General features: G+C 63.4%; 19 protein-coding genes and 2 pseudogenes. 8 read left to right on the top strand and 13 right to left on the bottom strand.

Annotated features, from left to right (window positions below; all coding sequences use genetic code 11):
• The 6 genes and pseudogenes from C266_RS12345 to C266_RS26185 form a co-directional block, all read left to right on the top strand.
• On the top strand, positions 1 to 863 hold an 863-nt coding region (locus C266_RS12345; RefSeq protein WP_010806593.1), incomplete at its 5' end, for a UDP-2,3-diacylglucosamine diphosphatase.
• Between the two features lie 175 nt (positions 864 to 1,038).
• Entirely contained in the window at positions 1,039 to 2,073 is a 1,035-nt protein-coding gene (locus C266_RS12340) for a glycosyltransferase family 1 protein (protein ID WP_010806592.1), read from the top strand.
• Between the two features lie 77 nt (positions 2,074 to 2,150).
• Positions 2,151 to 2,546 (top strand): annotated as a pseudogene (locus C266_RS12335) (diacylglycerol kinase); the annotation flags it as partial.
• 141 nt (positions 2,547 to 2,687) lie between these two features.
• Positions 2,688 to 3,359: a TetR/AcrR family transcriptional regulator gene (locus C266_RS12330; protein WP_036662779.1), complete on the top strand. Its 672-nt coding sequence runs from the start codon at positions 2,688 to 2,690 to the stop codon at positions 3,357 to 3,359.
• A gap of 3 nt (positions 3,360 to 3,362) precedes the next feature.
• Positions 3,363 to 3,959 (top strand): TIGR00730 family Rossman fold protein, encoded by a 597-nt coding sequence (locus C266_RS12325; RefSeq protein ID WP_010806589.1) that lies wholly within the window; start codon positions 3,363 to 3,365, stop codon positions 3,957 to 3,959.
• A 262-nt stretch (positions 3,960 to 4,221) separates the two neighbouring features.
• On the top strand, positions 4,222 to 4,719 hold the full coding sequence (locus C266_RS26185) for a DUF2062 domain-containing protein (RefSeq protein WP_168162907.1): 498 nt from the start codon (positions 4,222 to 4,224) through the stop codon (positions 4,717 to 4,719).
• A gap of 18 nt (positions 4,720 to 4,737) precedes the next feature.
• Here C266_RS26185 and C266_RS12315 read toward each other — a convergent pair whose 3' ends face one another.
• Complete coding sequence (locus C266_RS12315) at positions 4,738 to 5,349, bottom strand: DUF924 family protein (protein ID WP_010806587.1); 612 nt, start codon at positions 5,347 to 5,349, stop codon at positions 4,738 to 4,740.
• A gap of 55 nt (positions 5,350 to 5,404) precedes the next feature.
• Positions 5,405 to 6,136, bottom strand: coding sequence for an alanyl-tRNA editing protein (locus C266_RS12310; protein WP_010806586.1), 732 nt, complete (start codon positions 6,134 to 6,136; stop codon positions 5,405 to 5,407).
• Between the two features lie 278 nt (positions 6,137 to 6,414).
• On the opposite strand from C266_RS12310, the gene C266_RS27450 reads away from it, so the two are divergent.
• Entirely contained in the window at positions 6,415 to 7,962 is a 1,548-nt protein-coding gene (locus C266_RS27450; RefSeq protein ID WP_144265807.1) for a tetratricopeptide repeat protein, read from the top strand.
• Positions 7,963 to 8,113: 151 nt separating this feature from the next.
• Here C266_RS27450 and C266_RS12290 read toward each other — a convergent pair whose 3' ends face one another.
• The 11 genes from C266_RS12290 to C266_RS12245 all read right to left on the bottom strand — a co-directional run bounded on the left by C266_RS12290 (position 8,114) and on the right by C266_RS12245 (position 22,406).
• Positions 8,114 to 8,554, bottom strand: a complete 441-nt coding sequence (locus C266_RS12290) for a group II truncated hemoglobin (RefSeq protein ID WP_010806583.1) — start codon at positions 8,552 to 8,554, stop codon at positions 8,114 to 8,116.
• 86 nt (positions 8,555 to 8,640) lie between these two features.
• The gene (locus tag C266_RS12285) at positions 8,641 to 11,190 is read right to left on the bottom strand and encodes an ABC transporter permease (protein ID WP_010806582.1); all 2,550 of its coding nucleotides are present in this window, start codon (positions 11,188 to 11,190) and stop codon (positions 8,641 to 8,643) included.
• 7 nt (positions 11,191 to 11,197) lie between these two features.
• Complete coding sequence (locus C266_RS12280) at positions 11,198 to 11,773, bottom strand: DUF4126 domain-containing protein (RefSeq protein ID WP_036662784.1); 576 nt, start codon at positions 11,771 to 11,773, stop codon at positions 11,198 to 11,200.
• Between the two features lie 268 nt (positions 11,774 to 12,041).
• Positions 12,042 to 12,359 carry a quaternary ammonium compound efflux SMR transporter SugE gene (gene sugE, locus C266_RS12275; protein ID WP_010806580.1) on the bottom strand — a complete coding sequence of 106 codons (318 nt, stop codon included), beginning with the start codon at positions 12,357 to 12,359 and terminating at the stop codon, positions 12,042 to 12,044.
• A 301-nt stretch (positions 12,360 to 12,660) separates the two neighbouring features.
• A complete protein-coding gene (gene kdpE, locus C266_RS12270; RefSeq protein WP_010806579.1) occupies positions 12,661 to 13,371 on the bottom strand; it encodes a two-component system response regulator KdpE in 711 nt (236 codons plus the stop codon).
• Positions 13,364 to 16,207 carry a sensor histidine kinase KdpD gene (locus C266_RS12265; protein ID WP_036662783.1) on the bottom strand — a complete coding sequence of 948 codons (2,844 nt, stop codon included), beginning with the start codon at positions 16,205 to 16,207 and terminating at the stop codon, positions 13,364 to 13,366. The genes kdpE and C266_RS12265 overlap by 8 nt, the downstream gene beginning before the upstream one ends.
• A 182-nt stretch (positions 16,208 to 16,389) precedes the next feature.
• On the bottom strand, positions 16,390 to 16,974 hold the full coding sequence (kdpC, locus tag C266_RS12260) for a potassium-transporting ATPase subunit KdpC (protein ID WP_010806577.1): 585 nt from the start codon (positions 16,972 to 16,974) through the stop codon (positions 16,390 to 16,392).
• Positions 16,975 to 17,052: 78 nt separating this feature from the next.
• Positions 17,053 to 19,179, bottom strand: a complete 2,127-nt coding sequence (gene kdpB, locus C266_RS12255; protein WP_051126271.1) for a potassium-transporting ATPase subunit KdpB — start codon at positions 19,177 to 19,179, stop codon at positions 17,053 to 17,055.
• 28 nt (positions 19,180 to 19,207) lie between these two features.
• Entirely contained in the window at positions 19,208 to 20,935 is a 1,728-nt protein-coding gene (gene kdpA / locus C266_RS12250; protein WP_371257069.1) for a potassium-transporting ATPase subunit KdpA, read from the bottom strand.
• Positions 20,936 to 21,009: 74 nt separating this feature from the next.
• Positions 21,010 to 21,102, bottom strand: coding sequence for a K(+)-transporting ATPase subunit F (kdpF, locus tag C266_RS26830; protein WP_064675054.1), 93 nt, complete (start codon positions 21,100 to 21,102; stop codon positions 21,010 to 21,012).
• 329 nt (positions 21,103 to 21,431) lie between these two features.
• On the bottom strand, positions 21,432 to 22,406 hold the full coding sequence (locus C266_RS12245) for an amino acid ABC transporter substrate-binding protein (protein ID WP_010806574.1): 975 nt from the start codon (positions 22,404 to 22,406) through the stop codon (positions 21,432 to 21,434).
• 464 nt (positions 22,407 to 22,870) lie between these two features.
• Here C266_RS12245 and C266_RS28070 point away from each other — a divergent pair.
• Positions 22,871 to 23,316: pseudogene (locus C266_RS28070) on the top strand (transposase); the annotation flags it as partial.

The following is a 23,316-nucleotide window of genomic DNA, read 5'->3' as shown; positions in this document are numbered from 1 at the left end:
CGCCCGCCAGCCCCCCCGCCACGCCGCCCTCCACGATCGATCTGCCGCCCGACACCCCCGATCCGCTCGACCCGCCCCCCGAAGGCATCACCCGCTACCGCACGATCTGGCTCTCGGACATTCACCTCGGCACGCAAGGCTGCCAGGCGGAATACCTGCTCGACTTCCTGCGCCACCACGAGTCCGACTACCTGTATCTGGTCGGCGACATCATCGACGGTTGGCATCTGCGCAAAGGCTGGCACTGGCCGCAGGCACACAACGATGTCGTGCAGAAGATGCTGCGCCGCGCACGCAAGGGCACGCAGGTGATTTACGTCCCCGGTAATCACGACGAGGCGGCGCGTCAGTTTTGCGGACTGGCGTTCGGTGACATTGCAGTGCGCGACGAGGCGTTTCATACCACGCTCTCGGGCAAGCGCCTGTGGATCACACACGGCGATCTGTTCGACGGCGTCATTCAGCACGCCAAGTGGCTCGCGTATCTGGGTGACTCGCTCTACACGCTCACGCTGCTGCTCAATCGCTGGTTCAATCGCGTGCGCACGCGCTTCGGCTTCCCGTACTGGTCGCTGTCGCAGTACCTGAAGCATCAGGTGAAAAATGCCGTGAACTTCATCTCCGCGTTCGAAAATGTCATGGCCGACGAGGCACGGCGGCGCGGTTGCGACGGCGTCGTGTGCGGTCACATCCACAAGCCCGAGATTCGTGAGATCGACGGCCTGCTCTACTGCAACGACGGCGACTGGGTCGAAAGTCTTTCCGCACTCGTCGAGACGACGGAAGGCGAACTTCGTATCGTCCACTGGACGCAAAAGCGCCGCGTGCAAGCCAGCGTGAAAGCCGCGCCGGTCAGCGCCTGACCGGACTGTACGGGCATTGTCTGCTCCCTCAACCCCGTGATCGCGGCCATTCGAGCGAGACCGGGTCGATAACCCTGTTCGCACACACGGCAGAGTATTGCCGCGCGTGCGCCCCCCCTCACGCGCGGCTGCGCGTGTGTCACCGATGCGCACCATGTGCGCGAAGGAGCGCCCGATGAAAATCATGATCATCACCGACGCCTGGGATCCGCAAATCAACGGCGTGGTTCGCACGTTGAAGAACACGCGCGCACAGTTGGAAGCCGCAGGCCATCGCGTCGAGCTGCTCACGCCTCAGGAATTCCGCACCATACCGTGCCCGACCTATCCGGAAATTCGCCTTGCGTTCTTCGTCGGCGGCCGCGTGTCGCGCCGCATCGAGGAATTCGGCCCGGACGCCCTTCACATCGCCACCGAGGGCCCGCTCGGCATGGCCGCACGCAAATGGGCAATACGGAACGACTTCCCGTTCACCACGGCGTACCACACGCGCTTTCCCGAGTACGTGCAGGCGCGTTTCGGCCTTCCGCTGAACACCACCTATCGCTTTTTGCGCTGGTTTCACAAGCCATCGCGTGCCGTGATGGCGCCGACGCCTGTGGTCAAGCGCGACCTTGAAGCGAACGGCTTCCGGAATGTGGTGCTGTGGACGCGCGGCGTCGACCTCGACATCTTCCGTGTGCAGGATTCACATGTGCTAAATTCAGCACATCCGATTTTCCTCTACGTGGGACGCGTTGCCGTGGAGAAGAACATCGAAGCCTTCCTGAAGCTGGATCTGCCGGGCTCGAAGTGGGTCGCGGGCGAAGGGCCGCAACTGGCCGAACTCCGCTCGCGCTACCCCGACGTGAATTACCTCGGCATGCTCTCACAGCCTGAGCTGGCGAAGGTCTATGCGTCGGCCGACGTGTTCGTCTTCCCGAGCCGCACCGATACTTTCGGTCTCGTGCTGCTCGAAGCGATGGCCTGCGGCCTGCCGGTGGCGGCCTATCCGGTGACCGGCCCGATCGACGTGCTCGACGGCTGTCCCGAAGGCGACGCCGGCGCACTGCGGGAGGATTTGCGCGAAGCCTGCCTCGACGCGCTGAAAGTCTCGCGCACAAGCGCACGGGCCTGGGCTGAGCGGTTCTCGTGGCAGGCAGCATCCGAAGAGTTCGTCTCGCATCTGCATCCGCGCAAGCCCGAGCCGTCGCTCGCGCCCGCGATCTGATCCACCTCCAGAGCCCGTTGCGGCGAGGAACCTGACGCTTGTTCATCGATCACCCGCCGCCACGCGACAAACAGCCGAATCCGTACAAGGGCAACCGGGGCATCATGCGCGCCTGGCGCGCCCTGAAGTACTCCCTGTCCGGCTTCAAGTTCGCCGTGTTCGAAGAGAGCGCTTTCCGGCAGGAACTGGCGCTCGCCGCCATCCTCCTGCCGGCAGCAATCTTCCTGCACGTCACCGCCGTCGAGCGCGTACTGCTCATTGGTTCGGTTCTGCTCGTGCTCATCATCGAACTGGTCAACTCCAGCATCGAAGCCGCCATCGACCGCATTTCGCTCGAACGGCACGAACTCTCCAAGCGCGCGAAGGATTTCGGGAGTGCGGCGGTCCTCGTCGCACTCGGATTTTGCCTGCTCACCTGGGTCTCGCTCGCCGGGCCCGTCATCGTCGCTCTGGTACGTACGGCGCTTTTCTGATATCGCTCCGGGCCCCCTCCCCCATGCTTGGCAGTACGCGGCTGCCGGGTATAATCGGTCGCCGTATACTCGATATTCAACTGATAGACGCAAGCGGAGAACATCCTTCGCCAAGCTTGCCGCTAACCGGGGCCGACAGACATGGAAGCAAAGCCGCCACGCCGAACCCGCGAACGAATTCTTGAAGTGTCGCTACGACTCTTCAACGAAATCGGTGAACCGAATGTAACGACCACCACGATTGCCGAGGAGATGAAAATCAGCCCCGGCAATCTGTACTATCACTTCCGCAACAAAGACGACATCATCAACAGCATCTTTGCGCAGTTCGAACAGGAAATCGAACGGCGACTGCGGCTGCCTGACGACCACAAGCCAGACCTTGACGAAGTCGGAACGTACCTCCAGTACATGTCCGAATTTCTGTGGCGCTTCCGGTTTCTTTATCGCGACCTGAACGATCTGCTCGCGCGCAATCGAACGCTCGAGACACACTTCAAGCAAATCGTGGGCCACAAACGGCGTTTCGCACGCGAGATGTGCGACCTGCTCGTAGCCGACGGGGAAATGGAGATCACGCCGGAGCAGATTGACGTGGTAACCACCAACATGGTGGTGCTTTCCACGTACTGGCTGTCCTATCAATTCGTGATGAACCCGCGCAAATACAACGATCCGGAAGAAATCGGCGCCGGGCTGCATCAGGCGAGCTATCACATCCTCTCGCAAATGGCGCCCTATCTGAAGGGCCACGCGCGCGCGATGTACGATGAAATGGCGCGCAAGGCATCAGCATCCAAGGGAGCGCAGTAAAGCATGTCGTCAGAAGTCAAATCCATTTGTATCTATTGCGGCGCCGCCACGGGCGTGCGTCCCGCGTATGCCGAGGCAGCACGTGAGCTGGGCCGTCGCATGGCCGAAGCCGGCATTCGCCTCGTGTACGGCGGAGGCAAGGTTGGGCTGATGGGCATCATCGCCGACGCCGTGCTGGCCCATGGCGGTCAGGTCGTCGGCATCATTCCGAAAGCGCTGATGGAAAAGGAAGTCGGTCACACCGGGCTGACGCAGTTGCACGTCGTCGAGAACATGCACCAGCGCAAGCAGATGATGGCCGACCTGTCGGATGCCTTCATCGCCATGCCGGGTGGCATCGGCACGTGCGAAGAACTGTTCGAAGTCTTCACGTGGCTGCAAATCGGTTACCACGCAAAACCGATCGGTCTGCTCAACGTCGAGCAGTATTACGACCCGCTGATGGTGTTCCTCCAATCGATGGTGACGGAACAGTTCCTCAAGGGCGCGCAGCTCGATCAGTTGCAAGTCGCCGCATCGCCCGAGACGCTGCTCGAGACAATGCGACACTTCAAACCGTCGCAAGTCGATCGCTGGGCGCATCAGCGTACGCAAGTCTGAGCGTATCGGCGTGATCGCTGCGCAGCACCTCCGCTGCGCAGCGCCAGCATTCCCCTCTCCCGGCCGTTATCCTGCCGTTATTCAGCCGTTAGGCCTGCCAAACCAGGCCATCGCGCACAGCGTCCCCTCGCCTCGCCATTGAACTCCTTTGGCACGCAGCACTCAGACATCCGTTGCGTGCGGGTAATTCACACACGCCACTGCCTCACGCCCGCCTGGGTCAACACATTCCTCGACGAGCAACCTGCCCATGATGTTAAAGATGCTTCGCCCAATGCGGCTGCTGCGCTCACGCTGGCTGCGCCCGCATGCCGGCCTGCTGCTGCGCCGTAGCTTGTGGCAGCCCACACCGCGTGGCGTGGCCATCGGACTGGCGTGCGGCGTATTTTTCGGGATTCTGATTCCGTTTGGTCAGATGCTGGTGGCCATTCTCGTGGCGGCGTTGCTACGCGGGAACCTCTTCGTCGCTGCTGCCGGCACGCTGGTGACCAATCCGCTGACGGCGCCCTTCGTCTACCTGGGGGCGCATCGTCTGGGCCGCTGGATGTTCGATTGGTCGCCACAAGCGGAGATCGAGGCAACGGTGGCCGCCGCCGCGCGGGCCAGCGAGAGCCTCTGGTCCCAATTGAAGCATTTCGACTTCGGCACCGCGACGCTGTATCTGGCGGCAGGCCTCACCGCCTGTGCCGTCGTCGGCAGTCTGCTCGCTTATGTCATCGGATACTACGCGATCCAATGGCGGCAGCGCCGCCGGGCCTGAGCGCAACGCCGGTCGTCGTCAGAACGACGAACCCGGCGCCTTCAGAAAAGCGATTTCCTCCGGCGTCGAGGCACGCCCCAATGCCGCATTGCGATGCGGGTAGCGTCCGAAACGCTCGATGATAACCGCGTGTTTGCGCGCGTAATCGAGGTTATCGACCAGCCCCGACACCTTCGCCAGTTGCTCGTACAACGCGAGCGAGAGATGCTGACTCTCCAGCGATTCGTCGTGTTCGAACGGCAGATAGACAAACACGCGATGCTGCGCGGTTGGCAAACGCTGATCGCCGCCGGCCGCTACCAAACGGCGCGCGACGGCCAACGCGAGCGCATCGCCCGCAAACGCTTTCGCCTGATGCCGGAACAGATTGCGGGAAAACTGATCGAGCACCACGATCAGCGCGCAGGCACCGATCGGCGCCTGCGCCCAGTCTGCCAATTCCCCAGCGAGCGCCCGGGCATGCAGCGCACCAAAGCGGGTACGTATCTCTTCATCGAACGCCTCCGATTTACGAAACCACTCGGGGCGCGACAGGCCGTACTCCGGAGAATCCGGGGTGCCGAACCAGAAATCGAGCACGGCTTGCCAGGGTTGTGCTTGCGGAGAAATGTCTGCTGCCGGAGTCGCCATCAATAGTCCTGATACGGGGAGAGAACAGGAGGGGATGGCTCGCATGATGCCAGACTCAGGCGAATGCCAACACCACCCGGCGCGTGCGTGAGGTCTTCTTCTCGATCTTGGCCACGCGCAACGCACCAATCTCCGCCGTGTTGGCCACATGCGTACCACCGCAAGGTTGCAGATCGATCCCCTCGATGCGCACCAGGCGCACACGTCCCAGCCCCACCGGCGGCTTCACGCTCATCGTGCGCACCAGTTCGGGACGCGCAGCCATCTCCTCGTCGCTAATGCTGTCGATGGCCACCGGCCGTGCCGCCGCCACCAACGCCGCCAATCCCGCTTCGACGGTCTCGCGTTCGATCGGCTCGTTCGTGACGAAGTCGAGTCGCGCGTACTCCGTCGTAATGCTGCACCCGTCGACCGGATGCGGCAGCACGGCGCACATCAGATGCGACGCCGTATGAAGACGCATATGGCGGAAGCGCCGCTCCCAGTCGATTTCGGCACGCACAGTGTCGCCAACGGACACACGCGCCAGCCAGTCCTCCTGCCCCTCGGCGGGCACATGCACCGCGTCGTCGGGCGTCGCGCCCTCTTGCTTCGACTTGCGCGTGTCGGCAATGGTCAGTCTTGTGCCATCCGCAAGGACGAAGCCCCCTGCATCTCCCGCTTGCCCACCGCCCAGTGGATAGAACACGGTGCGATCGAGCATGATCCCGGTCTCGTCGATATGCGTGATGCGCGCCTCGCACTGGCGCAGATAGGCATCTTGGCGAAAGAGGGCTTCGGTAGTCATGGGGCGTCTCCTTATTTAACGCTCTATCGTCGCGCGAACTACGCATTCGTGACAAGAGACAATCCGGCGCCGAAGCGCCGGTACGGTCGTTGCGTGCTTACGGGCATGTCTTCGTTGTAGCGGACACCGCCGGTGCCGCCACCGTGCAAAGGTTTCACAGCATTGGCCCAACGTCGTCAAATTGGGCATACGCGGGGCGCGTGACACCCCGTTTTTCCCAATACGTTGACGCATAGAGGGCAGACGACATTGTTGTCCACGATTCGAAAGAGACGGTTATGGCGTCGACCATAACATTCGTCCGAGCACCCCCTGCGTGCTCATCAATCCGAAACGATGCAAACCGGAAAGCCACTCTCATGCACTCCACGCGATACACCCCCCAGCCCCCCCGCTGCGGCGTCACCGGGCCTGCGCGCTCAGCGCCCATCGACACTGCCACCCTGCGCTATCAGGAAGCGCGCGACGCCTACAACGCCGCCGATTACGAAGCGGCGCTCCATCGGCTCTATCCACTCCTCAAGGAACGTCCGCTGGACATCAGCGTAAACAAGCTGATCGGTTATGCGCACTTCGCGCGAGAAGAATACGCACTCGCCATCGCGCCGCTCGGCACGGTGTCGATGTTCACGCCCGACGCCCCCCCAACCCATGCTGATTTGCGCCCAGTGCCTGGCGAAGCTGGGCGACGCTGCGCTCGCGCGCGACCTGGCCTTGCACGCCCTCGAGACCTCCCGGGAAAACGCGGCCTATGCCGACGTCGGCGCCGACGCCGAACGCTTTCTCGCCACGATCTAACGCCAGCTCATCTCCGGGAGATTCTCATGACGATAGGTAATACCTCGCCCTCCATTCAGCCCACTCACGTCCCTCAAGTCTTCTACACCGCGAACGCGGGTAGAAACGCCCAGGTGCAAATCACCATGCCGGAAGCGCCCAAGGATCTGATGGCGGGGCGTTGGGAAGAGTTTCAGAGCACCGTGCAAACGCATCGCGGCGCGCGCAATGCTGCCCTCGTCGGCCATGTCGTCAACGTCATCGCCAAGACCACGGCGCTGGGTGTTGCCGTCGCCACGATGGACCACGATTGGAAAGAGTATGTCGATATTCCGCTTCATGCCATTTCAGCCACCGTACAGATTGCGAACCTGATCCTTGCCGTCACGAAATTCAACAACTCGCCCGACATCCCGGGCACCGACATTCGTGATACGAATGTCTTCCAGACGATAGGGCATTGGATGGGTAGCAACGCACTGCAAGAATACGGTGGAGCGCTGAACATGGCCGCCACCAACGGTCCGCTGGTGTTCGGCGCCGTGCACAACGGTGCCGCGCCATTGCTCGAGTCGTTGGGCATATCCGTGCCCACATGGCTGAAAGACGCTGCGAATGAAGATGCAAGCACCGCGATCGCCGACGGTGTGGCGACGGCCGCCGACTTCGTGCAAAACCGAGTGTTGGGAACGATCGTTGACGGTCGTGAAAGGCGAGCGTCAATGGATAGAATCGTCGCGGCAGAGGCCGGTGTGAACTTTGTTGTGCTGGAAGACGATCAGGCCTACGTGCATATGGCGCCCCGACCGACCGTGGACTACATACTGGATGGCGTCACGGTCGTTCCGCGAGTGCCGAACGGAAACGCAGCACAGCCGTCAGTCCAATCCAATAACGCGGATATCGTGGACACCGCGTCCCTGGCTTCTGGCGACGATGACGAATTCTTCGATGCCGTCATCGACGTTTCGGACGTTTCGGACGCTTCGGACGACGAGTTTCACGATGCGCCGGAGACCCCGGCACGAACGGAGAGTCCACAACCGTAAGCCACGCGCGTGAGCATTGCGTTTCAGCGCCCTGCTCACGCATGCCCCCTCAACGCCGTGACGCTCGTGTGCGGCGCAGGAAGGGCGAGTCCGCCCTTCCGACACACGCCCATAGGGCTTCACCTAACCGTCGGTTGACACGGCAGTGCGATTAACCGGCCCGGTTACGCATCCAATCGGCAGTGCCATGAAACGCCTGCATGAGCCGCTCCTGCAACGACGCTTCCACGCCGATGTCCTGCATGGCCCACGCCATGCAGCGCAGCCATTGGTCGCGCTCGCTCGTCGCAATCGGGAACGGCAGATGGCGAGCGCGCAGCATGGGATGCCCGAATCGTTCGATGTAGTGGTTAGGGCCGCCCAGCCACCCGCACAGGAACCAGAAGAGCTTATCGCGCGACCCGCCAAGCGCCTCTGGATGCATGCTGCGAATGCCGGCGAACTCCGATTCCAGGTCCATCAAATCGTAGAAACGGTCGACAAGCTCGCGTACGCGATCCTCGCCGCCGAGCAGGGAAAAGGCCGTCGGTTGCGCAGGCGTATCCTGCGTGTCGTCTGCCTGAGAGGTTTGAGGGGTGTTTTCGGTCGTCATGACCGCTATTGTGCCCGAGGCCCACAACGTCTGCCATCGTCGGTCATCCGCCCGGGCGCGGCACAATGCCGCGCCCCTCGCGTGCGTCAGACTTCGCGCAGCGTGCGCAGCGCCGACTGGCGCAGCACGGCGCGCAGGCCACTCCATCCGCCGGCCAGCGCACATAGCACGCCGGCACCAACGCCCAGCACCGGCAGCCACGGATTGAAGTTCAGCGCGAACTCGAAGACGTAACGCGCCAGTGCCCAGCCGAGTGCACCGGCCCCCAGCGCGGCCAGCAGTCCGGCCAGCGCGCCAACCGTTACCAGCTCCGCCAGATGCACGTCGCGCAGTTGCCGCGACGAGGCCCCCAGCGCGCGCAGAATACCGCTCTCGCGCATCCGTTCGTCGCGCGTGCCGGCAAGCGCGGCGTACAAGACCAGCACGCCTGCGGCGAGCGTGAAGAGAAAGAGTGCCTGCACCGCATCGATCACTTGCGACAGAATCTGTTGGATCTGTGCGAGCAACGCGCCTGTGTCGATCACCGTCACGTTGGGAAAATCGCGCACCAACGCGTCGGCCACGCGCTGCTGCTTCGGCTCGAGATGGAACGAGGTGATCCAGGTCATCGGGAAATCGCGCAGCGCGGCGGGCGGCATCACCACGAAGAAATTCACGCGCATCGAGCCCCAGTCCAGCTTGCGCAGGCTCGTGATCGGCGCGTCGATGGTCTGTCCCGTGACTTCGAAGCGAAGCGTATCGCCGAGCTTCAGACCCAGCGTCTTCGCGATGCCTTCTTCCATCGAAATCTGCGGCGTCGTCGCGTCGCCGTACCACTGCCCGGCCGTCACGCGATTTCCGTCGGGCAACCCGGTTGTGTACGACAGGTTGAACTCGCGCTCGGCCAGACGCCGCGCTCGCTCTTCCGTGTAGCGCTCGCCCGTCACGGGTTTGCCGTTGATGGCAGTCAGACGCGCGCGAATCATCGGGGAGAGTTGTACATCAGGCAGCCCCGCCGCGCGCAGTTGCGAGAGCACCGGTGCATCCTGTCCAGGCTGGATATCGATGACGAAGCGGTTCGGCGCATCCGGCGGACTCGACTGACGCCAGCCCGCGACCAGATCGTTTCGCGTGACGGCAAGCAGCAGCAGCGCCATCAGGCCAAGCCCGAGCGCCACCACCTGCAAGGCACTGCCGAGGCCACGACGGCGCAGGCCCGCCACCGCATAGCGCCATCCGATACCGCCCATCGCCCCGCCTGCGGCACCTGGGCGCCGTGCCCAGGCCGCCAGCACGCGAATGGCAAGCCATGCGAGCACGCCGAACACGACTGCGCCGGCAACGAAACCACCGGCCACCATCGCGCCGAGGCGCAGGTCTCGTGCGGCGAACAGCAACAGTGCGCCGAAGGCGAGCGCGCTCGCGCCATACGCCAGCCATCCTTGCCGTCGGGCACCTCCCACCACGTCGCGACGCAGCACATGCAGCGGTGCGACCTCCGACAGCGGGAGCAACGGCGGCAAAGCGAATCCCAGCAGCATAACCATCGCACTCGTCAGGCCGAAAAGCGCCGGACGCCACGTCGGCGCGGGCAGCCCCGCCGGTATCACGTCCCCCAACTGCGCCAGCAGCGCCCAATGCGCCGCATAGCCAAGCGCGACGCCCAATACGCCGCCAAGCAGACCCAGTCCGATGAATTCGATCGTCACCATGCCGCGCAGGGCGCGGCGCGAAAGTCCCAGACAACGCATCACGGCACAAGCGTCGAGATGGCGCTCGCTGTAACGACGCGAGGCGATGCCCACGGCCACCGCCGCCAGCACGGCAGCGAGCAATGCGACCAGCGACAGGAATCGTTCGGCGCGATCGAGCGTCTGACGCACCTGCGGCTGCCCTTCTTCCAGCGATTCGAGATGCACGCCACGCGCCTGTTCGGCCGCGGGACGCGCCCACGCCGCGAACTTGCCAACCTGAGCGTCTGTTCCCGCCAACAACAGGCGATAAGTGATGCGGCTGCCGAACTGCACGAGGCCCGTCGACGGCAGTTCGTCGAAGCGCATCATGACGCGCGGCGCCAGCGATCCGAAGCCATAGCCACGATCCATCTCGCGCGTAATGACAGCCGCGATGCGCAATGTCCGATTGCCCACACGAATGGACTCGCCGGGTTTGACATGCAGGGCGTCGAGCAATGCGGCATCGACCCAGACCGTGCCCGGCGCGGGAATACCGGCGGCGGGAGCATCCGGCGTGTCGCCGCCCGCATCGGGTGCGGTACGCACGCGCCCGCGCAAGGGATAGCCGTCACTGACGGCCTTGAGCGACGATAGACGGCTCGCGCCGACCTGTCCGCTTTGCGCAATGGCACTGGCCATGCTGGGAAAATTGGCGACGACGGCCATCGCCAGCCCGTCGGCTTGCGCCTGACGGGTGAATTCGGATGACAACGGGGCGTCGCTGCGAACGACGAGATCGGCGGCAAGCATCTGCCGCGCGTCACGCTCGAGCCCACCCTGCATCCGATCCGAGAGAAAACCTACGCTGGAGAGTGCGCCGACCGCCAGCAACAACGCAACGAGAAGCAGATGCAGCTCGCCCGCGCGCCAGTCGCGCAGGAACATCCGCCATGCCTGGCGGGCAACCTCAGTGAACCCCATCGTTCCTCTATCCTTTGACCCGCGCCAGCAACGAGCGCCACCCGCGCCAGACGCGGGGCAGCCACCACCACGCCAGCACGACGAAGACCAGCAACATTACGAGAAAAACGGCGGGAAGGAAAAACGCAAGCGCCAGTCCGCCCACCGTGGAGATATCTTCGCCGGCTGAGGCCGCAACATTGGAGAAAGGTTCCGGCGACGTGTTGATCAGCGCGCGGCTACCCGCTTTGGCCAGATGCGCCGTTCCCGCCAGCGCACCGCCCGTCAGACCGGCCAGCACCGTGACCGTCGGGTCCATCTGTCCCAGCGCCGCCGCCCCCAGCACGATCCCGGCAGGAATGCGGATGAAGGTATGCACCGCGTCCCAGGCACTATCGACGAAAGGGATTTTGTCGGCGAAGAACTCGATGACAGCCAGCACACCGGCCGTGGCAATCACCCACGTCGACGTCAGCACCATCAGCGACGGCGGCAGATGCAACCAGCCCAGACGCGCCGCCAGTCCCGCGCAGAACACCGTCAGGTACAACCGCAGACCGCTGCCCCACGACAGCCCTGCGCCCAACGCAATCGATTCAAGCATGGTGACCTCGCTGCCGCCGACATGACGGCGTCGCACGATCACGCGCCTCAGACCACCGACGCGATAGCGGCCAACCGGCAAGACGCATTACCCCCACGCCATCCGGACTGAAGTGACCGGTAAAGACCGGAGACGCTCCCTTGCCGCCGGACTGCCACCGAAAGGTAATTCGACCGCTACGGCGCCATTATGCCGCGCGTTACGGCAACGCACCACCGGTGCCGAAAGTTGAGGATATGGTTCGGTCCGAGCCAGCCCGGGCGCGCCCTCAGGCTGCCGTCAGCTTCAGCCCGACGAGCCCCGCCAGAATCAACGTCACGCTGGCGATGCGGGCCGCAGACGCCGACTCCCCGAAGAGCACGATGCCCAGGACGAAAGCGCCGACGGCGCCGATGCCGGTCCAAATGGCATACGCGGTACCCAATGGCAGGGAACGAACGGCGAGCGCCAGCAGCCAGACGCTGCCGACCATAGCCGCAATCGTGAAGACCGATGGCACAAGACGCGAAAAACCTTGCGTGTACTTCAGGCCAACGGCCCATGCCACTTCGAGCAAACCGGCAAAGACGAGAAGGATCCAGGCCATGACTGACTCCGATGAAAAAATCGGGGTCGTCCCCGGAAGAAAAGCGAGCCGATTGCCAGGCCGTCCTGGCAATGGGTTCCATCGGATGTCGAATGAAATGGCGCAGCGCCGACGTCGCGTAACCGCAGCTCGGCACCTCACCGCAAGGGAGATCGCCAGACACGCCGGACGGAACACCGCGATTTTAACAAAGCCAGCGCCTTATCGCCGTAGGCCTCACCTATCACAGGGGCATTGAGTGGCGCGCTACCGTGCCGCCAAGCACTGGCGGGCGAGCATCATCCGGTTGCCGGTCAGTTGGTCACCCGATCGCCTCGACCTCAAGCCGGTAACCGACGCCCGTCTCGGTCAGGATGTGCTGAGGCTGAGCCGGATCGGCCTCCAGCTTCTGGCGCAGGTGCCCCATATAGATGCGCAGGTAGTGGTTGCTCTCTACATGCGAAGGGCCCCACACTTCCTTGAGCAATTGCCGATGCGTCAGTACGCGCCCCGCATGCCGTACCAGCGTGACCAGCAGCCGGTATTCGATCGGCGTGAGGTGGACAGGCTCGCCCGCACGCGTGACCTTGCGTCTTGCGAGATCGATATGGATATCGCCGAACGAAAACGCCTCATCGAGCGTCTCCGAGTTGCCGCCACGATGGTGCCGCCGCAATTGCGCGCGAATTCGTGCGAGCAGTTCCGACACCCCGAACGGCTTGGTCAGGTAATCGTCGGCACCCACGTCGAGCGCCACCACCTTCTCGGCTTCCTCATTGCGGGCGGACAGCACGATGATCGGCATGTCAGTCCAGCTTCGCACTTCCCGGATGACCTCTACGCCGTCGATATCCGGCAGGCCCAGATCAACGATGAGCAGATCGGGCTTGCGTGTGGCGGCCTCGACCATGCCCTGCCGTCCGGCTTCCGCCTCATGCACGACCATGCCTTCGGCCTCCAGGGAGGTGCGTAGAAAGCGTCGAATCTGTCGTTCGTCTTCAATCACCACGATGGTGATGGTGGGTTCACTCATGTTCTTGTGTCGCGTTGGGGTCCGGAGAGCGGGGCGACGGCGAGCCTTCGTCCCTCGTGGGCCTCACGTCTTTCATCTCGGTCATATTCGACTCGTCCTCGCCGACGCCTTCGGGCGCGTCCGGGGCCACCGGCGGCGTCTCCACCGGCAACGTAAAGACGAACCGGGCACCGTGACCATCGGGCACATTGGTGGCATGAATTTTACCGCCATGCGCCTCGACAATGGCGCGGCAAATCGCCAGCCCGAGTCCGATACCGGGCTTGGCAGACTCCTTCTCACCTCGCATGAACTTCTCGAAGATACGGCCCTCCATGCCCGGAGGCAGGCCGGGACCATCATCGCTCACACTCACTTCAACGTCGTCGCCGTGCACGCGCGCAGCAATTTCGATATGGGAACCTGCGGGCGAGTACTTCGCCGCATTCTCCAGCAAGTTGGTGAATAGTCGTTCGAGCAGCACGGCGTCGAAGCGCAGTAGCGGCAGGTCGGCGGGCAGTTGGGTCGTGACCACATGCCCGGCAAGCACCCGGCGGCTGGCGCGCAGCGATGTGCCGACCACCTCCTCGAGCATCTGCCACTGACGGTTGAGTTGCACCCCGCCCGCTTGCAACTTCGCCATGTCGAGCAAATTGGTCACGAGACCGGTCATGCGCTGCGCTTCCTCGTGAATGGCATCGACGAGTTCGGTGCGCAGCGGGCCGGGTGTCTGTGCATTGCGACTGAGCATACTCGCGAAACCCACAATGGATGTGAGCGGCGTGCGCAGGTCGTGCGAGATCGCTGAGAGCAAGGAATTGCGCAGCCGCTCCGACTCCATCGTCACCAGTGCATCCTGCGCGATCTCGACGTAATGCACGCGCTCTAGCGCCAGAGCGATTTGTGCGGCGAACGTATCGAGCAGACGTTGCTGCTCCGGCGTGTCGATGGCGCCGCCCCCGTCCGGCTCCGGCGCAACCACCAGCACGCCGCGCGTGCGCATGGGGGCGCGTAGCGGCAGATAGTAGGCGTCGGATGCCGGCAACGTGTTCGTGCCCTGCCCAGCCGCCTGCTGACGATCGTAGACCCACTGTGCAACGTCGGTGTCGATATGGGCAGGCATGGTCTCTGCCCGCGCGTTCTCCACCGGCTGACGCACGCTGCCCTGGCTGTCCGGCAACAATAGCGCCACACGCGCCTGAAACACTTCGCGCACGTGGCGCGAGCCGATCTCCACGATCTGTGGCGTCGTGAGCGCCGCCGCCAGTTCGCGGGCCATGGCATACACCGCGCCCGTACGACGCTCACGCCACGTGGCCAGCCGCGCCTGAAAGCGCAGGCTTGTTGTCAGATGGCTGATGACGAGCGCTACGGTCAGCATGACGGCGAACGTCAGAAGATACTGAGTATCCGACACCGACAACGACATCTTCGGCGGGACGAAGAAAAAGTCGAACGCCAACACAGACAGAAACGAAGCGAGTACGCCCGGCCCGCGACCCAGCCGCATGGCGGCGACGATCACGCCGAGCAGATACAGCATCGCGATATTGGCCAGATCGAGGAACGACGTGAGTTCCGCCGCAACGAGCGACACGCCGCCGCAGATACCGACGGCCCACGCATAAGCGCGCCACGGACCGCCGACCAGTTCCAACTCCGGCGCCGTCTCGAACCAGTCGCGCCAGTCTCCGCGCACGACGCGCTTGTCTGCTGCCGAGTCGCCAGCGGCTGGCCCGATCAGTACGACATCGACGCCACGCGCGAGCCGCAACAGTTGCTCATGCAGCGGCGTGCGCGCGGTCCACCAACGCCGCGCGCCACTTGCCCCGACCACCAGCTTCGAGACATTGCGCATCTGCGCATAGGCCAGCAGCGTGGTAGCGGCTTGCGCGCCGTCGAGCGTGAGGGTTTCCGCGCCGAGTTCTTGCGCGAGCTTGAGCGTTGCATACGTGCTTTCGCGACGCGCCGGCGATTGCCGCAGCATCGCTGGGGTTTCCACGTGTACGGCCAGCCAGTCGGCACGCAGGCTTGCCGCCAGCCGCGCGGCCGAACGCACTAGCGCCACACCTTCCGGCCCCGGTCCAATGGCGACGAGCAGCCGCTCACGTGCCTGCCAGACCTGACTGATCGACTGATCGGCGCGGTATTCGCGCATCTGCGCGTCGACACGATCGGCGGTGCGGCGCAGCGCCAGTTCGCGCAAGGCAATCAGGTTGCCCTTGCGGAAAAAATTGCGCACGGCGCGCTCGGCCTGCGCTGCCATGTACACCTTGCCCTCACGCATTCGCTCAAGCAGTTCGTCTGGCGGCAGATCGACCAGTTTCACCTCGTCGGCAAGATCGAAGATGCGATCGGGCACCGTCTCCCATACGCGAATGCCGGTGATCTGACCGACTACGTCGTTGAACCGCTCCAAATGCTGCACGTTGAGTGTGGTGTACACGTCGATGCCGGCATCGAGCAGCTCCTGCACGTCCTGCCAACGCTTCATGTGGCGCTCGCCCGGCACATTCGCATGGGCCAGTTCATCCACTAGCGCCACGGCCGGTTTGCGTGCAAGCATGCCGTCGAGATCGAATTCCCGCAGTACACGGCCACGGTACTCGACCGCCTTCTGCGGCAGGGTTTCCAGCCCGTCCAACAAGCGCGCCGTTTCTTCGCGGCCATGCGTCTCCAGCACACCGACGACGACGTCGGTGCCCTCGTCGCTGAGCTTGCGTGCCGCCTGCAACATCGCAAACGTCTTGCCGACCCCCGCAGACGCACCGAAGAAAATCTTCAGCCGGCCACGCTGGCCACGCGCTTCGTCGCGTTGCAGCTTGTCGAGCAATTCGTCGGGATCGGGGCGTTCCATGCCAGCCATCGGATCAGTCCACTATGAAGGCGCGAGCCACGCCATATGGCGTGGCAAGAATCAAATCACCGGTCACCCGGCGATGCAAAAAGCGGCACGCGCCGGGGCGTGCCGCCAATCTACCGCAGGCCGTCGGGCAAGACCAGCGATTCACCGGCCCACCCCGTCAGCGGATGCCCTTTTCAGACGCTACCGGGTGCGAGTCCGTCCAGCGCGAGGTTGAGCTTCAGAACATTCACCCGTGTCTCTCCGAAAATGCCCCATTGGCGGCCTTCGGTGTAGCGTGCCACGAGCGAGCGCACGGCATCGGGCGCGAGGCCACGCGCCTTGGCCACGCGAGCGACCTGATAGTCTGCGGCCGCCGGGCTGATTTGCGGATCGAGGCCGCTGGCGGACGCCGTCACCAGATCGGCGGGCACCGGCAGCGTGGCGCTCGGGTCGGCGTCGCGCAGCGCGGCGATGCGGGCCTTCACGGCGTCGGCGAGGGCGGGATTGAGCGGGCCGAAATTAGAGCCGCCCGAAGCCGCGCCGCTATTGGGCATTGGCGCCGTGGCCGACAGACGCCCCCAGAAGTACTTCGGTTCGTCGAAGTTCTGGCCGATCAGCGACGAGCCAACGGCACGGCCGTCCTTGTAGATCAGGCTACCGGTGGCTTCGCGCGAGAACGCCGCCCGGCCGATGCCGGCCACGACCAGCGGATACACCAGCCCCGTGATGACCGAGAGCACGACGAACAGGCTCAGCATCGGGCGCAAGAGGGATTTCATGACGTCTATTCCTTAGAGTTTCAGCAATGAGGCCCGGACGCGCGGCCCCTGTGGGCAAACGCGCCCGGAAGCCCGTAATCAGGCCCAACCCATCGCGGCGATGATCATGTCGATGGCCTTGATACCTACGAACGGCACCAGAATCCCGCCCAGACCGTAAATCACGAGGTTACGGCGCAGTAGCGTCGCGGCCCCGAGCGGGCGGTACTTCACGCCCTTGAGCGCCAGCGGAATCAGCACCACGATGATCAGCGCGTTGAAGATCACCGCCGACAGAATCGCCGACGACGGGCTCGCCAGACGCATCACGTTGAGCGCGTCGAGTTGCGGGTACGTGGTGGCGAATGCGGCCGGAATGATCGCGAAATACTTCGCCACATCGTTCGCGATCGAGAACGTGGTGAGACTGCCGCGCGTCATCAGCATCTGCTTGCCGATCTCGACGATCTCGATCAGCTTGGTCGGGTTCGAATCCAGGTCGACCATATTGCCGGCCTCTTTCGCGGCTTGCGTGCCCGAGTTCATCGCCACGGCCACGTCGGCCTGCGCGAGCGCCGGGGCATCGTTCGTGCCGTCGCCGGTCATCGCCACGAGCTTGCCTTCGGCCTGATACTTGCGGATCGTCGCAAGCTTGGCTTCCGGCGTCGCTTCGGCGAGGAAATCGTCAACACCGGCTTCGGCCGCGATGGCGGCAGCCGTGAGGCGGTTATCGCCCGTGACCATCAGCGTCGTGATGCCCATCTGGCGCAGCTCGGCGAATCGCTCCTTGATACCGCCCTTGACCACGTCCTTCAACTCGATCACACCCAACGCGCGAGCGCCTTGCGCGTCTTGCTCGGCTACCACCAGCGGCGTGCTGCCGCGGCGTGCGATCTCGTCCACCGAAGTGGCCAGCGCGACCGGCCACAGGCCACCGGCCGATTCCACATAACGCTTGACCGCGTCGGCCGCGCCCTTGCGAATCTGCTTGTCGACCAGATCCACACCGCTCATACGCGTTTGCGCGGTGAACGGGATAAAGATAGCGTGCAGGCCGCTCATTTCGCGCTCGCGCAAATTGAAGCGTTGCTTGGCGAGCACCGCGATGCTGCGGCCTTCCGGCGTTTCGTCGGCCAGCGACGCGAGTTGCGCGGCATCGGCCAGCGCGCGCTCATCCACACCCGGTGCGGGCACGAACTGCGACGCCTGACGGTTGCCCAGCGTGATCGTGCCGGTCTTGTCGAGCAGCAGCACGTCGACGTCGCCTGCCGCTTCCACGGCGCGGCCCGACGTGGCGATCACATTCGCCTGCATCATCCGGCTCATCCCTGCCACACCGATGGCAGAGAGCAGCCCGCCGATGGTCGTCGGAATCAGACACACCAGCAGCGCGACGAGCACCGTAATCGTGACCGGACGCCCCGCCTGCATGACGAACACGCTGTAGATCGAATACGGCAGCAGCGTAGCGGTGGCGAGCAGCAGCACCAGCGTGAGCGCGACGAGCAGGATCGTGAGGGCGATTTCGTTCGGCGTCTTCTGACGCTTCGCGCCTTCGACCATCGCGATCATACGATCGAGGAACGCTTCCCCCGGATTGACCGTCACCTTCATGACGATCCAGTCCGAGAGCACCCGCGTGCCACCGGTCACGGCAGAGAAATCACCGCCCGACTCGCGGATCACCGGGGCAGACTCCCCCGTGATGGCCGATTCGTCGACCGATGCCACGCCCTCCACCACATCGCCGTCGGCCGGAATCACGTCGCCGGCTTCGACCAGTACGAAGTCACCGCGACGCAGGCTGGCGCTATCGATCACCAGACATTCCGCGTCACGACGGGCGGCGCGCAGTTGCTTGGCCGGCACGTTCTTCTTTGCCTGACGCAGCGATGCGGCCTGCGCTTTGCTGCGGCCTTCCGCCAGTGCTTCTGCGAAGTTCGCGAACAGCACCGTGAACCACAGCCAGAGCGTGATCGCGAGGATGAACGGCGCGCTCGCCTCGGCGTGACCTGCGACGGCCATGCCGAAGAGCACGGTCGTGAGCAGGCTGCCGACATACACCACGAACATCACCGGATTCTTGGCCTGGGTGATCGGGTGCAGCTTGCGGAACGAGTCGACGATGGCCGGCTTCACGATGGCGGGGTCGAACATCGACTTGGTGGCCGATGCGTGCCCTTCGCCTGCCGGCCGGGTGACAGTATTTCCTGAGGTTTGATTCATGAGTGCCTCGAATGCCTCACTTCATTATTCAATGCGCACCGATCATCGCCAGATGTTCGGCGACGGGACCGAGTGCAAGTGCCGGGATGTAGGTGAGCGCGCCCACCAGCAGCACCGTGCCGAGCAGCAGCACGACAAACAGCGGGCCATGCGTGGGCAACGTGCCCGACGTGGCGGCAATGCGCTTCTTGCGTGCGAGTGCACCGGCTATCGCCAGCACCGGCACGATCACCCAGAAGCGGCCGAACCACATCGCGATCGCCAGCGTGCTGTTGTAGAACGGCGTGTTGGCCGACAGACCGGCAAATGCGCTGCCGTTGTTGTTCGCTGCCGAGCTATAGGCATAGAGGATTTCCGAGAAGCCGTGTGTGCCGGGGTTTGCAACACCTGCCTGCCCCGCCGCGACGAGCACCGCTAGCGCGGTACCACACAGCACGAGCAACGGCGTCATGAGCACGGCGACGGCGACCATCTTCATCTCGAACGCCTCGATCTTCTTGCCGAGGTATTCCGGCGTGCGACCGATCATCAACCCGGCCACGAACACCGCGAGCATCGCGAAGACGAGCATGCCGTACAGACCCGAGCCGACCCCACCGAACACCACTTCACCCAACTGCATCAGCAACATCGGCACCATGCCGCCCAGCGGCGTGAGCGAGTCGTGCATGGCGTTGACGGCACCGCACGACGCGGCCGTCGTTACCGTCGCAAAAATGCCCGACGCGACGATACCGAAGCGTGTCTCCTTGCCTTCCATATTGCCGCCGGCCTGCGTGGCGCTCACTTGCTGGTCGGCGCCGAGCGTTGTCAAAACCGGATTGCCGGCTTGCTCGGCAGACACCGTAGCGACCGCTGCAATCGAGAAAGCAATCGTCATGGCGGCGAGAATCGCGAGGCCCTGACGACGATCGCCGACCATGCGTCCAAACGTAGTGCACAGCGCCGCCGGGATCAGGAAGATCGCGAGGATCTGCAGGAAATTCGAGAGTGGCGTCGGGTTCTCATACGGGTGAGCCGAGTTCGCGTTGAAGAAGCCGCCACCGTTCGTGCCGAGCATCTTGATCGCTTCCTGCGAGGCGACCGGCCCCATCGGCAGCGTTTGCGTCTGCGTCACGGCGGGCGTTGTCACCGGCTTGCCTGCAGCGTCGACCTTCGGCTGACCGTCCGGGCCGAGCACCGGGTTGTCGTAGTGCGTGGCCTGCAGCGTGGCCACGTCCTTATAGGCGTCGAAATTCTGGATCACGCCCTGGCTCATGAAAGCGGCGGCGATAACCACCGACAGCGGCACCAGAATGTAGAGCGTGATGCGAGTCATATCGACCCAGAAATTGCCGATCGTCTGTGCTGTGTGGCGAGCGAAGCCACGAATGAGTGCGATGACCACGGCGATACCCGTGGCGGCCGACATGAAGTTCTGGACGGCCAGACCGAGCATCTGCGTCAGATAACTCATGGTCGATTCGCCGGAGTAGCCTTGCCAGTTCGTGTTTGCCACGAAGCTCACGGCCGTGTTCATCGACGAATCGGGCGAGACGGCCCCGAACCCTTGGGGGTTGAGCGGCAGCCAGACTTGCCAGCGTTGCAGCGCGTAGACCGCTAACGCGCCGAGGGCATTGAAGCCGATCAGTGCAAGCGCGTAGGCGCGCCAGTGCATTTCCTTTTCGGGATCGATACCGCAAAGGCGGTACAGCCCGCGTTCCAGCGGCGCGAACCAGCGGTTCACGCGAGATTCGCCGGCGAGTACGTCGGCCATGAAACGACCGAGCGGGCGCGCCAGCACCAGCAGCACGACGAGGAAGATGCCGAGCTGGATCCAGGCGTTGAGTGTCATGCTAAGTCCTCCGGCTTGAACAGCGCGTAGACGAGATAAACGAGCAGCGCGAGCGTGAGTCCGCCGCTCAGCCAGTACATGGCTGTCATTGCTGCCCCCCTACCGACGCGCAGAACGCGACAAAGCCGACGGTCGTGGCAGCGAACACCGCGATGACGCCGAGATATAACCAGTCCATGACAACTCCCTATCGTGTGGCGGCCGGCGTGCCACGGACGCGACGCGCCCTCGCATGCGCATGCCAGCCGTGCAGTGAAAGATACGGATCGACGCGTAAAGACGGGGACAAAAGGGGTAAAGGGCGTGTAAACAACGTGTAAACAAAAAAAGCCCGCCCATATCAATATAGGCGGGCTTGGGGCCGCCAGTGGGGGCGGACGCGGCGGACATCTCATGCCGCCCGCGCCTCAGGGGCGCGTCACTCGGTCACTTGGGACCCCTTATGCCAGACCTCGATCACTTCCTTGCTCGGTTCGAGGTTCAGGTTGACGTTACGCGGGGGGATGGGTTGTTGGAACCACTTGCGCTGAATGCGGCGAATCTCGCCGGAACTGAACACATGTGCGAGCGTCGTGTCGACAAAACGTTTGAATTGCGAATCATCGCGACGCAGCATCAGGGCGTTGAGTTCCGTTTCCAGGGGCGCTCCAACAATGGCAAAGTCGCCCGGTTCGCGCGCGGTTGCCCGCAGGCCGGCAAGCAGCACGTCGTCGAGCGCGAAGGCTTTGGCGCGACCGGTTTCGAGGGTCATCATCGATTCGCCGTGATCGCGGGCGGGGATCACGCGGAAGCCGCCCTTCTCGGCTTGAAGACGGGCTAGGCGTTCACCGGTGGAGCCGGCCGACGCCACGAGATTTTGGCCCTTGAGGTCATCCAGTCCCCGGATGTTGTCCTTCTTGTTCACCAGCAGGCGAACCTCTGAAACATAGTAAGGATGACTGAAGCCGACCTGTTCGGCGCGTTCCGGTGTGATCGTATTGGGCGCGCAGTCCAGGTCCACCGTACCGTTCTTCACGAGGGGAATGCGGTTCTGGGGGGTGACGGACATTTCACGCACGCGAAGATTGGGCATATTGAGGGCCGTCTTCACTGCATCGACAACGGCGTAGCAGAGATCCATCGTATAGCCGACGGGCTTGCCCTTATCGTTGACATAGGCGAACGGAATGGCGGCTTCGCGGTAGCCGAGGGTAATAAGGCCTGTGTCGTGGATCTTCTTGAGGGTACCGGTGAGGTCACCGTTCACGGAAGGCAGTGCGACAACCGGGGCGTCAGCTTTGGTGGTTGCAGCGATAGCCGTGGAGACGGCGGCTTGGGCGGCGAGCCAGACGGTGAGGCCCAATGCGGCGCGTTTGGCGACGCCTTTCCAGTTGACTTCCTTGAAACCGTTCACAGCAAATTCCTATCAAATTATCAGCACGATAGGAATTTACAGACATGGTGGATGGAGGGCAAAGAAACCTTAGTCATTAGCTTATGAAAAAGCGAGAGAGAAAGGACAAGAAACGGAGGGAATCGGGAGAGACGGATTGGGGCCCCTTTCTGCAGCGAGTTGGGTTTATGTCTGAGAGGCGGAAAGGGGCCCCGATCCGTCGTTGGGGGGGCGATGACGTGTCACGTGCAAGTTCGGGCGATGAATCAGAGGTAGGCAGCGCCTAGCTGCCCGGGGGGTACGGAGTCGGAGGGTACGGAGCGGTCGAAGCGCCGTGTCCCGTGAGGTTAGCGTTGGGGCTGGTGTCGAGACCGTTGCCGGAGGGGATACCGAAGCGAGCACCGGCTTCCCACACCGCGAGTGTAGTGGTCTAATTTCCCCGGACACCAATTTAGGCGAGAATACTCGCCATGAAGAGGTGTCTGATGAGCAAGCAACGTCGTACGTTTTCCCCTGAGTTCAAGCGCAGTGCTGCGTCGCTGGTCCTCGACCAGAGCTATAGCCACGTCGATGCCAGCCGGTCGGTCGGCGTTGCGGAATCGGTTCTGCGTCGCTGGGTTCAACAATTGCATCAGGAACGCCACGGCATCACGCCTCAGAGTCCTGCAATGACGCCAGAGCAGCAGCGCATCCAGGAGCTGGAAGCGCGGGTTGAACGCCTCGAGAGGGAGAAGACCATTTTAAAAAAAGCTACTGCGCTGCTGATGTCGGAAGGGATAGAACGTACGAAATAATCGACCAGTTCGGCGACGGCGTATCGGTAGCAATGTTGTGTGAGTTGTTCGACATACCCCGGTCGTGCTTTTACGCATACAGACATCGTCGGGAACGGGTTGACATGGCGCGAATAGCACTACGCAGCCGCGTGCAC

The sequence above is a fragment of the Pandoraea sp. SD6-2 genome, assembly GCF_000389825.1.
GTDB lineage: Bacteria > Pseudomonadota > Gammaproteobacteria > Burkholderiales > Burkholderiaceae > Pandoraea > Pandoraea communis.
Note: the sequence above shows the minus strand (reverse complement) of the source record. Positions and strands in the feature narration are given on the sequence as shown.